This window comes from Sediminibacterium sp. FW305-C-61, from assembly GCF_058231065.1.
Genome location: NZ_JBIQXR010000006.1, coordinates 230,255 through 244,012 on the forward strand (window position 1 = coordinate 230,255; position 13,758 = coordinate 244,012).

At 40.7% G+C, this 13,758-nt stretch carries 11 protein-coding genes; 5 read left to right on the forward strand and 6 right to left on the reverse strand.

The genetic code is table 11. The features are described from left to right. Positions 1-17 precede the first annotated feature (17 nt). Together odhB and ACH30E_RS15500 are read right to left on the reverse strand one after the other, a co-directional pair. Complete coding sequence (gene odhB / locus ACH30E_RS15495) at positions 18-1,238, reverse strand: 2-oxoglutarate dehydrogenase complex dihydrolipoyllysine-residue succinyltransferase (protein WP_490825568.1); 1,221 nt, start codon at positions 1,236-1,238, stop codon at positions 18-20. Positions 1,239-1,281: 43 nt separating this feature from the next. Next, positions 1,282-4,029, reverse strand: coding sequence for a 2-oxoglutarate dehydrogenase E1 component (locus ACH30E_RS15500; protein ID WP_490825569.1), 2,748 nt, complete (start codon positions 4,027-4,029; stop codon positions 1,282-1,284). 357 nt (positions 4,030-4,386) lie between these two features. On the opposite strand from ACH30E_RS15500, the gene rpsT reads away from it, so the two are divergent. After that, the gene (gene rpsT, locus ACH30E_RS15505; protein WP_294991865.1) at positions 4,387-4,641 is read left to right on the forward strand and encodes a 30S ribosomal protein S20; all 255 of its coding nucleotides are present in this window, start codon (positions 4,387-4,389) and stop codon (positions 4,639-4,641) included. Positions 4,642-4,697: 56 nt separating this feature from the next. Here the strand turns inward: rpsT and ACH30E_RS15510 are convergent, their stop codons facing one another. Together ACH30E_RS15510 and ACH30E_RS15515 are read right to left on the reverse strand one after the other, a co-directional pair. Continuing rightward, positions 4,698-6,077, reverse strand: coding sequence for an ATP-binding protein (locus ACH30E_RS15510; RefSeq protein ID WP_490825570.1), 1,380 nt, complete (start codon positions 6,075-6,077; stop codon positions 4,698-4,700). 13 nt (positions 6,078-6,090) lie between these two features. Further along, the gene (locus ACH30E_RS15515; protein WP_490825571.1) at positions 6,091-6,771 is read right to left on the reverse strand and encodes a response regulator transcription factor; all 681 of its coding nucleotides are present in this window, start codon (positions 6,769-6,771) and stop codon (positions 6,091-6,093) included. A 30-nt stretch (positions 6,772-6,801) separates the two neighbouring features. Here ACH30E_RS15515 and ACH30E_RS15520 point away from each other — a divergent pair, with 30 nt between their 5' ends. After that, positions 6,802-8,526, forward strand: a complete 1,725-nt coding sequence (locus tag ACH30E_RS15520; RefSeq protein WP_490825572.1) for a M14 family metallopeptidase — start codon at positions 6,802-6,804, stop codon at positions 8,524-8,526. Positions 8,527-8,609: 83 nt separating this feature from the next. Here the strand turns inward: ACH30E_RS15520 and ACH30E_RS15525 are convergent, their stop codons facing one another. Both ACH30E_RS15525 and ACH30E_RS15530 read right to left on the reverse strand, forming a co-directional pair. Beyond that, positions 8,610-9,809 carry an MFS transporter gene (locus tag ACH30E_RS15525; protein WP_490825573.1) on the reverse strand — a complete coding sequence of 400 codons (1,200 nt, stop codon included), beginning with the start codon at positions 9,807-9,809 and terminating at the stop codon, positions 8,610-8,612. A gap of 90 nt (positions 9,810-9,899) precedes the next feature. After that, entirely contained in the window at positions 9,900-10,622 is a 723-nt protein-coding gene (locus ACH30E_RS15530; RefSeq protein ID WP_294991880.1) for a head GIN domain-containing protein, read from the reverse strand. A 118-nt stretch (positions 10,623-10,740) separates the two neighbouring features. On the opposite strand from ACH30E_RS15530, the gene guaA reads away from it, so the two are divergent. From guaA to ACH30E_RS15545, 3 genes are read left to right on the forward strand one after another with little or no spacing between them, the layout of a single operon-like run. Then, a complete protein-coding gene (gene guaA, locus ACH30E_RS15535; protein ID WP_294991883.1) occupies positions 10,741-12,276 on the forward strand; it encodes a glutamine-hydrolyzing GMP synthase in 1,536 nt (511 codons plus the stop codon). Next, positions 12,267-13,463, forward strand: coding sequence for an ABC transporter substrate-binding protein (locus tag ACH30E_RS15540; RefSeq protein ID WP_490847355.1), 1,197 nt, complete (start codon positions 12,267-12,269; stop codon positions 13,461-13,463). Before guaA ends, ACH30E_RS15540 begins: the two co-directional genes overlap by 10 nt. A 41-nt stretch (positions 13,464-13,504) precedes the next feature. Continuing rightward, positions 13,505-13,678, forward strand: coding sequence for a DUF2256 domain-containing protein (locus tag ACH30E_RS15545; RefSeq protein WP_366517231.1), 174 nt, complete (start codon positions 13,505-13,507; stop codon positions 13,676-13,678). Positions 13,679-13,758 lie beyond the last annotated feature (80 nt).

Sequence of the window (13,758 nt, forward strand, 5' to 3'; positions counted from 1 at the left end):
CGTGAGAATTATAAAGCTTAGACTTCCAGTAAGGTTTTAACCGGATCTTTTCCGAAAAGAAGTAGTTCTGGATTTTCGAGTAATTCTTTCACACGAACAAGGAAGCTTACGCTTTCTCTTCCGTCAATAATGCGGTGATCGTAGCTAAGTGCCAGGTACATCATTGGACGGATAACTATCTGTCCGTTTATGGCCATTGGTCTTTCCTGGATTTTATGCATACCCAGGATAGCACTTTGTGGAATATTGATGATAGGGGTACTCATCAGGCTACCAAAAACGCCTCCATTGGTAATGGTAAATGTTCCTCCCTGTAAATCTTCCGCGGTTAATTTACTATCTCTTGCTTTACCTGCCAGTTCAACCACTTTTTTCTCTACATCTGCCATGCTCAGGCTCTCCACATTTCTCATAACGGGTACGGTAAGTCCTCTGGGGGTACTTACTGCTATACTGATATCAGCATAATCATGGTAAATTAATTGGTCGCCATCAATATAAGCATTCACAGAAGGCCATTCTCCCAGTGCTATGGCACAAGCTTTGGCAAAAAAGCTCATGAACCCGAGGTTAACCCCGTGCAATTCTTTGAACTTGTCTTTGTATTGCTTACGCACATCCATGATCCTGGTCATGTCAACCTCGTTAAAGGTTGTTAGCATAGCAGTAGTATTCTTTGCTTCCACCAGTCTCTTACTGATGGTTTTACGCAGGTTGCTCATTTTCTCCTGACGTACATTTCTGCTAAACAATTCTCCTCCGGCAACCAATGGTTTTTTACCAGGGTTTGATAAAGCTTCCAGTACATCGTGTTTTACGATTTTACCACCAACACCGGTTGCCTTGATTGAACTTGGATCAACTTTTTTATCTGCGATAATTGCGGAAGCAACAGGCGTTGCTTTGATATCATTTGAAACAGCGGTAACAGGTGCCTCATTTTTTACAGCCGGAGCTGCAGCAGCCGGTGTTTCCTTTGGTGCTGGCTGCCCTTCGGGTTTAGCAGCGGTTTCATCAATCTTTGCCAGTACATCTCCAATATTGAGTGTATCTCCTTCCTTACCAACTGTAGTTAGTATACCTGCCTGTTCAGCATTTACCTCAAAAGTGGCTTTCTCACTTTCTAGTTCGGCAATTACTTCATCGCGCTCAACCCATTCGCCATCTTTTTTGGTCCACTTAAGTAATGTAACCTCACTGATGGATTCTCCTACTGTTGGTACTTTTATTTCGATCATCGAATTACCTGTTTATAATTATAAATTCAATTCTATTTATTGATTAGATACCGAAAGCTGTATTAATAATTTCTGCTTGTTCTGCAGCATGCACTTTAGCATAACCTGTTGCCGTTGCAGCGCTCGCATTTCTGCTGATTACTCCGAAATTGATGTTTTTAAGGTTCATTTGCAAGAAGGAAGCTGCTCCCATATTCAATGGTTCTTCCTGAACCCAGAACCAGGTTGCTTTACTATACTTCTTATACAGTGCTTCCAATTGCTTATGAGGCAACGGATAGATTTGTTCCAGTCTTACAACAGCAACATCTCCCCTGTTTTCTTTTTCCTGTTTGTCTGCCAGTTCATAGAATATTTTACCGCTACAGAGCAACACTTTTTTAACCTGTGCCGGATCAGTAACATAAGCGTCATCAATTACTTCTTTAAAACCACCACTGGTAAAATCAGTCGTTTTACTGTATGTGCCAGGGTTTCTGAGATTCGCTTTTGGTGAAAAATTAATCATTGGTTTACGGAAGTTCCAGGCGAGTTGTCTTCTAAGTGAATGGAACAGGTTGGCGGCTGTGGTAATATTGGTTATCACCATATTCAGTTCAGCACACATTTGCAGGAATCGCTCCAATCGGGCACTACTGTGCTCCGGACCCTGACCTTCGTATCCATGCGGTAATAACATCACCACTCCATTCTGACGCTGCCATTTTTGTTCACCAGCCGAAATAAACTGATCAATCATAGTTTGTGCACCGTTACAGAAGTCACCAAACTGAGCTTCCCAAATAACGAGCGCATTCGGGTTAGCCATGGCATATCCATATTCAAATCCTAAAACACCGTATTCACTTAATAAGGAATTGTAAATCCTGAATTTTTCCTGGTTTTCCTGAAAATGATTCAGGCGATTGTATTCTTCATTGGTGTTTTCATCTCTCAACACTGCGTGACGATGGCTGAATGTACCACGCTTAACATCTTGTCCGCTCATGCGTACAATATTTCCATCCAACAATATTGATCCATAGGCAAGTAGTTCAGCGGTTGCCCAGTCAATTTTTTGTTCTGTTTCCAGGAGTTTGATTTTATCCTGCAACAGTTTCTCCACTTTTTTCAACGGTTTGAAATCAGCGGGCCATTGCATTAGTTTTTCAAACAAGGTTTTGAATACTTCAGGGGTAATCGCCGTATCAGGAGATTGCTCGAAATCGGCCTCTGTAGCTTTGCCCAGGCTTTTCCAAACCAGTTCTGGTTGTTGGTATTTATAGGGAAGTGGATTTTGTTTTACTTCATCCAGACGTTCCTGTAAATCGGCCCAGAATTTTTTCTCCATTTCTTTTGCCAGTTGTTGTGCATCGGGTTCACCGTTTTGCATCAGGAACTGGGTATAGATTTCGCGTGGATTCTGGTGTTTATCGATCAGTGCATAAAGTTGAGGCTGGGTATATTTTGGATCATCGCCTTCATTGTGTCCGTGTTTGCGATAGCAAACCATGTCAATGAAAATATCCGCATTAAATTCCTGACGGTAACGGGTGGCTATTTCTGCACATTTCACAACGGCCTCAGCATCATCGCCATTTACGTGGAGCACTGGTGCCTGAATCATTGAAGCAATAGAAGTACAATAATCCGCACTTCTTGCATCATCGAAATCGGTTGTGAAACCGATTTGGTTATTTATGACAAAATGTATGGTTCCTCCTGTGTAATAACCATGCAGTCTGCTCATTTGCAAAACCTCATAAACGATACCTTGTCCGGCAACAGACGCATCACCGTGTATCAGGATAGGAAGAATTTTATCGAAATCACTTTTGTACAAAACATCTGCTTTTGCTCTTGCAAAACCAACGACCACCGGATCAACTGCTTCAAGATGTGAAGGGTTGGGCATCAGTTTCAGGTGGATGGTTTTTTGGTCGGGTGTTTGTATTTCACTGCCATATCCCATGTGGTATTTTACGTCGCCGCTACCCATGGTCTGATCCATTACTGCAGTGCCTTCAAATTCACTGAATATTTGTTCGTAGGTTTTTCCCATTACATTGGCGAGAACATTCAATCGTCCCCTATGCGCCATTCCAATCACTACTTCCTGTACATCATTGTTGGCAGCAACATTGATGATGCTATCCAATGCAGCAATGGTTGTTTCTCCACCTTCGAGTGAAAACCTTTTCTGACCAATATATTTTGTATGAAGAAACTTCTCAAACATAACGCCCTGGTTAAGTTTTTCCAGGATGCGTTTTTTCTTATCGAGTGAAAGTGGTTGTGTAAACTTGCTTTCCATCTCATTGGTGAGCCAGTCTATTTTTTTCTGATCACTGATATATTTGAATTCTATACCAACATTTGATGCATAGCATTTCTCAAGATGGTTCAGTATATTTTTAAGTGTAGTTGCCCCTAAACCAATCAGGTTACCTGCCTGGTAAACGGTGTTCATATCCGCTTCTGATAAACCAAAAAAAGACAACTCAAGGTTAGCGCCTCTGTCTTTTCTTGCGCGGATTGGATTTGTTTTAGAAAGTAAATGTCCTTTGTTCCGATACCCCAGGATTAAACGGTATACTTTAATCTCTTTCATCCAATCAATCCCACTATCTGTTCCTGAAGATGCTCCATTCAAATTTGCCTGTGCACCAGAACCATTTGCTACGGCGAAATCGAACCCTTCAAAGAACTTTTTCATATCGGGATCGATAGACTCCGGGTTCTGAATAAATTCCTGGTAAAGACGCTCAATATAGGCTGGATGTGAGTTTGTGATATACGAAAAATCCTTCATGGGTAGATATTATACTTCCTATTGAAAATTCAGGTTGGCAAATATCGGTCATTGAAGGCAGAAAAAATGCCTAAATTTTAACCAATTTGGGGGGGAGAGTCCGGAAGTCGGAAAGTCGGAAAGTCCGGAAGAAATGAGGGAGGAATAGTCCGGAAGTCGGAAAGTCAGAAAGAAATGGGGGGAGAGTCCGGAAGTCGGAAGGTCCGAAAGTCCGGGAGAATTGAGGGGGGAGGGCATTATCCTGTCCAAAATATGTACTTTCGGACTTCCGGACTCCCGGACTTTCCGACTTTTTTAAAAAAAATTTCCCTTTTTGGCTTCCAGTCCTTACCTTTGCCGTCCTGAAAAAAACAGAACATGGCAAATCATTCAGCTACTAAGAAAGATGTGAGACAAGCTGCTAAGCGTCGCGATCGTAACCGTTATTATGGTAAAACAACCCGTAACGCTATCCGCGACCTGAAAGCCGGTACCGATGCAAAGGCGTATACCGAGCAACTTCCTGACGTTGTTTCTATGATCGACAAGTTAGCAAAGCGTGGTATTATCCACAAAAACAAAGCTGCTAACCTGAAGAGCAAACTGGCTAAGAAAGCTACAGCAACTGCTTAATTATTAAGTAATTAAGTCTAAAAATAACTAACCAGCCTTTGGCTGGTTTTTTTTATTTATACATCTTTTGCTTTAGGCAATATTACTGTGAACCGATTTACCTGGTTTGGCATAGCGGAATATTTCAATGAGCCCTTATGCATGTTAATGATTCGCTGAACAATGGTGAGGCCCAATCCTGCTCCAGCGGTTTTTTTCTGACGGGCAGTATTTCCACGGAAAAAAGGCATCATGATCTTTTCCCGCTCTGTTTCATCCAGATGCTCCCCTTTCGTATCTACATGAACCATCACTGACTTGTCTGCTATTTCCAATAATATCTCCACCTTTTTATTCGTAGAGTAATAATATCCGTTGCGAATGAGGTTACTGAACATTGACTTCAGCAATGCTTCATTGCCTTTTATTGTAAGATCATCATCAGAAGAGGGAGTATTGAGGAACACAAGGGAAATACTCAAATCAGGAAACATTTTCATGTTGATACTGATCTTATCGTACAAAATTTCATCTATCCTGCACACTGGCCATGATTGATCAAACCCTTGCTGTTCAAACTGAGAAATCAACAACAAAGAATTGGTTAGTTCGATCATTCGCTCATGATCCTGTCTTAATGAGCCCAAAACAATCCGGTATTCTTCTTCTGTAAGGCGGTTAGCCAATGCAGATTCTGTATGCGACAGCATGGTGGCAAGCGGAGTTCTTAGTTCATGCGAAGCATGGTGTACAAAACTTCGCTGGAATTCGAAGGTTTTTTCCAGCCTGACCAGCATTTCATTGAAATTTTTTGCAATCAGGTTCACTTCTGCGAATTCTCCATTTTCAGGAATTCGTTTGCGGAGATCTACTACTGAACTTGCTTCCATTTGTTTGCTCAGTGCCAGAATGGGTTTTACCACCTGGTTGCTGAAAATAAATGAAAGCCATACAGCACCAATCAATGCCACAGCAAACACACCCAACAGAATTATACTAAGCACCTGCAATCGTTTCATGCCAGGTTTGTCGATACCAGAAATGATCATTTGAATATTGGGCTTTGTAAAATGCATCCCGATATATTGACGGTCACCATATTTTTCAGATATATCGGTACCGGGTTGGATTTTATCGAAAAGCGACGCTACAATATTACTATCAGAATAAGTTGGATCGGTAACAAAAACCCGTTTAGCAGAATCCCGTATGGCTATAACCCTCGATTCACTGATCCCGCCATGTAATTCATTAATTGCTTTCACCATTCTATTCAAATCGGCATGTCTGCTATTTGATAATACATCATGCATATCTACCGCTTCTGCACTAAGCCGGTTGCTAAAATCATGCTGACGAAAACTTCCATAAATAAAATAAATACTACCGAAACTAATCAGCAGTATCAGTCCAAGGACTAAAGTGAACCGAAGGGCAAAACGGAGTCTGAAACTCATCCCTGGTTATAATTTATTTGATATAATAACCAAATCCCGGTTTGGTAAGGATCAGTTTATGTTCGAATGGTTTATCAATTTTGTTGCGTAGGAAACTAATGTATACTTCAATCGTATTTGTGCCTGTATCAAAACTGAGGTCCCATACTTTTTCCAGTATTTCCTGCTTTGAGATCACCCTATCGCGATTTCTGGCCAACAAGGTAAGCAGGGTAAATTCCTTTGCCGTAAGATTGATTTCCAGCTCTCCCCTTGTCACAGATTTATTTTTCATATCGATGATCAGGTCCTCAACTATTATCTTTTCTTCTTCGGGAGATTTTTCGGCTCTTTTCAGTAATGCCTTAACGCGGGCAAATAATTCTTCAAAATGAAATGGTTTAACCAGATAATCATCCGCTCCTAAATCAAAAGCTTCCACTTTATCCTGTATTTGTCCTATTGCAGTTAACATCACAATCGGTACAGTTTTATTCGCCTGCCTGAATTCCTTACAAAGTTCAAGCCCACTTTTATAGGGCAGGTTTACGTCGAGCAGTATAATAGAATAGGTTTTAGTCTTAAAAGCCTGTTCGGCTTCACGGCCGTCTATAGCCAGGTCAACCAGGTATCCCTGACGCTTTAATTCATCACGAATAATCTGTCCCAGCTTTGCCTCATCCTCAACAAGTAAAATACTATGCGGGTTTTCCATTACTTTGAATAAATTTTCAACTTGAAAGTAATGAAAAAAATACTGCTTCTCCTACAACTATTCTTCGCAACTGCATTATTTGCCCAGAAATGGGAAACTGTTTTTGAAAAAACAGCTGGCAAGGAAACGGTTACATATGAAAATTGTATCCGTTATTACAAAGCATTGGATGCCGCATTTCCGACCATTAAAATCAAGGAATTCGGGTTAACAGATGCGGGTTATCCCCTGCACCTCGTTTTTTTCAGCACAGACGGAAAACACGATCCCATTCAATGGCACAAGGAAAATAAAGTGGTGATTATGATCAATAATGGGATACACCCAGGTGAGCCTGATGGTATTGATGCAAGTATGATGTTATTGCGTGATCTCGTGACTGGAAAAATAAAAGCACCTAACAATGTGGTGTTGGGCATTATTCCTATATACAATATAGGAGGCAGTTTGAACAGGAATCGTTTTTCAAGGGTAAACCAGGAAGGACCACTCAGTTATGGCTTCAGGGGCAATGCGCAGAACCTCGACCTGAACCGGGATTTTATTAAAAGTGATAGCAGGAACGCTAAAGAATTCGCTAAAATCTTTCATTTCCTCAATCCGGATATACTTGTCGACAACCATGTAAGCGATGGTGCCGATTACCAGCATACCATGACCCTGCTTACTTCACAGCATAGTAAATTAGGAACTGTAATGGGTGAATACCTGCATGATGTATTAGAGCCATCATTATATAAAGGCATGCAGGAAAAAAACTGGCCATTGGTGCCTTATGTAAGTTTTGAAGGAGGAAATCCGGAAAGAAACTGGGTGGGTTTTTATGATGCCCCAAGGTACAGTAGTGGTTATGCAACCCTTTTTCAAACAATGGCTTTTATGCCCGAAACGCATATGCTGAAACCCTTTGAACAAAGGGTTAAAAGCACTTATGCATTGATGCAGACTTTTATTGAAGAAACCACCAAGCAAGCTACTGCTATTAAAGAAACAAGAAAAAAAGCCATTGAATCTGTTCGTAATCAACAGGAATTCCCTTTGACATACCGCGTTGATACTTCTAAACATGATATAGTGAAATTCCTCGGATATGAATCAGGCCAAAAAATCAGTGATGTAACAGGTATGAAACGTACCTATTACGACAGAACAAAGCCTTACACCAAAGAAATCAAATACTACAATTATTTTAAAGGCGAGCAATGGGTTAAAAAACCAACAGCTTACCTGATTCCACAAGGTTGGCATGAAGTAATCAGTTTGCTGGAGATCAATAAGGTAAACATGCAAAGACTGAAAGCTGATACGGTTATTGAAGTGGAAGTAGCTAAACTGGGCGATTACCGTACTTCTACAAGGGTTTTTGAAAAGCATTACAGACAATCGGGCATGAAGTTTACTACCCATACCGAAAAAATACAATTCCTGAAAGGCGACTACCTTATTTATACCGGTCAGGCCGCCGACCGTTTCTTAATTGAAACCCTGGAACCAGGAGCAGACGACAGTTATTTTTCCTGGAACTTTTTTGATGCGATACTGCAACAAAAAGAAGGTTACAGTAATTATCGCTGGGAAGATGTTGCAGCAGCATATCTGGCCGCAAATCCTGCCTTAAGAACCGAATTGGAAAACAAGAAAAAAGCCGACGAAAAATTTGCCGCCAACGCAAATGCGCAACTGGATTTTGTCTACAAGCAATCACCCTACTACGAACCCGCACACATGAGGTATCCGGTGTTTAGATTGAGGTAGTTATCTTGGTCCATAGTCGATAGTCCATAGACCATAGTAGTTGTTCTGCTATGGACTATGGACCATGGACCATGGACTATCGACTATAAACTCCCTGCCCTTTCATACTGCAATAACTTACGCGCAATGAATACTGAGCTTAGCACGATAGCTATGCTGAGATAGCCTACCCAGGAATAATGCACGATGGTATGATCTGGTTTGCTGATAACTATGGCACCGGCGATCAGCGATGCTATACCTGAAAATAGTTGTTGTATTGAACCATTGAAGCTCATAAAACTTCCTCTTTGCTCTGCGGGTACCACATTACTGATAATAGCTTGCGCCGGAATACCCCTACCAGTACTCAATACAAACCAGATACCGGTAACCATCAATACATAATAGTATTTAATTGCCGGCATATTGGTTATTAAGAAGATTGGCACCAGTGATACGAGGGCAAAAAAGATAAATGTATTATGCTTACCATACTTATCTGCAAGCTTTCCTATCAGCGGCGAGGTAAAAAATGTTGCGAGTCCACCAACCATATAAATCATATTCCGCTGTGTATCCGTAAATCCAACATTGAATTCCATGTATGGATTTAAGAAAGGAATAATCAGGAAGTGCCCCAACATCAATGCACCTGACAATCCAAGTGCTACTAATTGTTTTCGGCTACTAACCACATTTTTCAGCATTTCTAATGGCTTTACCCTAACACCGTGAATATGACCAGACATGGCTGGCAGGTATTTGCTCAAAAGTATAATAATGAGTACCCCTAATCCACCAATAGCCAAAAATGGTGTATGCCATCCTGACCATCCTGCAAGGTATAAGGCTGCCGGTACACCTACGATGGATGCAAGTGAGAAGGCTGAAAACAGTATGCCCATTGCCTCCCCCCTTTTCTCATAAGGGAAACTATCTGCCACAATACTTAATACCTGCGCCCCGATTAGACCGCCAAATAATCCTGCAGTAATACGTGCCGCAAGCAGAAGAAGATAACTAGGTGCAATACCACAGCAAATGGTTCCGATTATAAACCCGGTATATCCAAATAACAATACCTTTTTTCGATCAAAACGATCTACAAAAAAAGCGGCGGCAAAACCAGATGTTGCAGCACTGATACTGTAGGAAGCTACTATTACACTAAACTGTGCGGGGCTAATTTTAAAGTAAGGCATCAGGAAATTACCCAGGGGCATCATCACCATAAAATCGAGGATGTGGGTAAAGTTTACACTGGCCAGCAATATCAATAAAATCCTTTCTTTCCAATTCATAACATCGGCTTTAACGTCGTACTATATTTTCAGGGGATAAGGTTAATTACTTCAAATAAAAAAGGTAACCCATTTGAGTTACCTGATCTTTTATTCTTCCAAACGTTTGACCTCCCCGCTACCACTTATTTTTTGTGATACGGAGGCCTCACCTTTATAATAAACAGACCCAACTCCCCGAATGGTTATATCCAGCTTGCTATCGGCAAATATTTTCACGTCTCCACTTCCTGATATTTTCACAGTGGCATTTTCTGCCTTTAAATTGTCTGCATTACAATTACCTACCCCATTAATCGTGATTTTTGCATCCCGGGTTTCACCTGATAAAGCCAATGATCCACTACCACTTATTTCAGCTTCAAGTTCAGGCGTATTCAGATCCAACTTCAGGTCACCAACTCCCGAAACCCGCAATTTCAACCTGTCTGAACCAGTAAACTTATCCATACCAATGATATTACCGGATCCGGATAAGGTTAAGAGCTCCAGTCGGTCCGTAGTGATGTATATCTTAATCCGCTCACTATTGATCATCCGCACATTATTTCTGGTTTTAATCACCAAAACACCCTCATCCATTTCTGTAATGATATATTCCTGCAGGTTATCATCTGCTTCTACTTTTACCTCTGTTCCGGTTCCCTGACGAAGCTCCACATCCATAAAACCGGCCAGTTTTATCCGATGTGCATTCAAACCAACACGATCTTCTACAGTGATGTTCCCGTTTCCTGTTACCCGTTCGCCATCCAGAAATATACAGGAAGCAGCAGTGACCATAATGGCCAAAATCACCAATAAAGTTCTCATAGCATTGTTTTAAGAACCCGAAAATATCAAAAAGCTCAGGGAATCCTATACCATTCCCCGTCTTTTTATAACCGCTGATACACTTGAGCGCCTCCAAAAATTCATTTACCTTCGCGCCATGACAGAAAAAATCCTCATACTTGATTTTGGTAGTCAGTATACCCAACTGATTGCCCGCGCCGTTCGTGAAGCCAATGTATACTGTGAAATCATCCCTTTTCATAAGGCTTTTACCTTTGAAGAAGGCCTAAAAGGCATCATTTTAAGTGGATCACCATTCAGCGTAAATGAGGAAAATGCACCAAATGTTGATATTGCCGCAATGATCGGTAAAGTACCTGTACTCGGAGTGTGTTATGGAGCCCAGTTAACCGCAAAAAACTTTGGCGGCAGGGTCGATAAATCTAATAAAAGAGAATATGGAAGGGCTAAACTGGAAATTCAGCAAGAAGACCAGTTATTAATGGGAATTGCCAACCATTCACAGGTTTGGATGAGCCACAGCGACTCAATCGTTGCCTTACCTGAAGGATTTGAAATAACTGCGATTACTGAAAGTATTCCAATTGCAGCTTTCAAGAAAACAACCAATGATACCTGTGCTTTATTCGGCATCCAGTTTCACCCGGAAGTTTATCATTCAACAGAGGGCAAAAAAATAATCCGCAATTTTCTGGTGAATATTTGTGGATGTAAACAAGATTGGACTCCCGCTTCTTTTATCCATGAAACTGTTGAACAGTTAAAACAACAAATCGGCGACCACCACGTAATCATGGCGCTGAGTGGTGGAGTTGACAGTACGGTTGCAGCTACTTTAATCAGTAAAGCCATCGGCGATAGACTGCACGGAATTTTTGTAGATAATGGCGTATTGAGAAAAGATGAATTTCAGCAAGTACTGGATACCTATAAAACAATCGGCTTAAATGTAACGGGAATAGATGCCAAACAATTATTCTACGATGCATTTAAAGACAAAACAGACCCTGAAGCTAAACGAAAAGTAATTGGTGGATTGTTTATTGATGTGTTTCAGGAAGAAGCAAAAAAAGTAGCAGGTGTTCGATTCCTCGGTCAGGGTACCATTTACCCCGATGTAATTGAAAGCGTAAGTGTACATGGTCCATCTCAGACAATTAAATCGCACCACAATGTAGGCGGCTTACCGGACACCATGCACCTTGATCTGGTAGAACCATTACGTTATTTGTTTAAAGATGAAGTAAGAAGAGTTGGACTTGAACTGGGCATACCTGCAGATATGATTAACAGACATCCATTCCCTGGACCTGGATTGGCTATCAGGATATTAGGAGAAGTTACCGCGGAGAAAGTAGCATTATTACAGGCCGCTGATGATATTTATATCAAAGCACTCAAATCACATAACCTATATACCCAGGTTTGGCAGGCTGGCGCTATTCTATTACCTGTTAAAAGTGTAGGCGTTATGGGAGATGAGCGTACTTATGAGTTCACAGTTGCATTAAGAGCCGTAACTTCAGTAGATGGTATGACCGCAGACTGGGCACACCTGCCTTATGAATTCCTTGCACATGTTTCTAATGAAATCATTAACAATGTAAGAGGAATAAACAGGGTTGTTTACGATATCAGCAGTAAACCACCTGCAACCATTGAATGGGAATAGTTTTAAAATACATGGGGTTAAGACCAAATATCATACAATTAGTGCTTTGCCTTTTATTGGTGAGTGTAAGTCTTACTGCACAAACAACCGATAAAAAAATACACAAGATTGCTGTATTTGCACCAGTGTATCTGGACTCTGTATTTACACAAGATGGTACTTACAGGTTAGGCAGCCAGATACTTCCCAGGTATATGATGCCCGGTCTGGATTTTTATAATGGAGTGATGCTGGCCATAGATTCACTTGGTAATGAAGAGGCTCCGGTTGAAGTAGTCTTTTATGATACCAAAGCACCAAACGGAATTAGTACCGCAATAGCTGACAGCACATTAAAGGAGGCGTCATTAATTATTGCCTCTTTTAGCAGCAGAACCGAAATCCAGGAACTGGCCAATTTTGCACTGGAGTTTGAAATTCCTCTGATATCACCAACCTACCCAAATGATGGCGGCATTACAGAAAACCCGTACTTTATAATCATCAACCCCACGCTAAAAACACACCTGGAAGGCATCTATCGCTACCTGCAACGTGTTTACCCTACCAGCAATTTTACCATGTTCAGAAGAAATGGTGCCGTTGAAGACCTGATACAATCCACATTCAATGAAATTGGCAAAAGCAATTCAGGCGTTCCTTTAAAAATTAAAACGGTTGAATTAACAGATAGTTTTACTACCAGCGATGTAATTCAATATTTAGACAGCAACAAACAAAACCTCATTATTTGCGGCTCACTCAATGAAACTTTTGGTATCAATCTGGTAAAATCATTAAGTGAATCGAAACGATACAGAAGTATTGCAATGGGTATGCCTACCTGGGATGCTTTAAGAGGGGTAGACAGAAATATTGAAATCATTTATACAACGCCTTATCATTTTGTTAGGACAGATAAACTTGGACTTGAAATCACCAATACATACCGTACCAAATTTTCTGGCAGGCCAAGTGATATGGTATTCAAAGGTTTTGAAGCAATGTACCATTTTACCAAACTATTATTGAAACATGGTAATCAGTTCCTGGCTAATATCAACGACAATAGTTTTAAACAGTTTAATGATTTAAACATCCAACCAGTTCATCCTTACAGTACAAGCCCAAATGCGGTTGATTACCTGGAAAATAAAAAGCTCTATTATATCCGCAAAATAGATGGGCAAATTCGCTCCGTTAATTAAACAGCATTCAACAAAATATTCTTTTACTTGTTGATCAGGATGTGAAAACATTCAAAGGCAATAAATCACAGCTACCCCAAAAGACCTGCGCAACCTGCAATCGGCCATTTAGTTGGCGTAAAAAATGGGAAAAAGTCTGGAATGAAGTGAAATATTGTTCGGACAAATGCCGGAAATTAAAAATATCAGTCAATCCTTATAAACCTGCACCCTGACTCATACAATCTGATTAAATTTATGGGTATGGCTTTAGTTCAACTATTACAAGTCTGCCATTTTATTTGCCAATTTAATA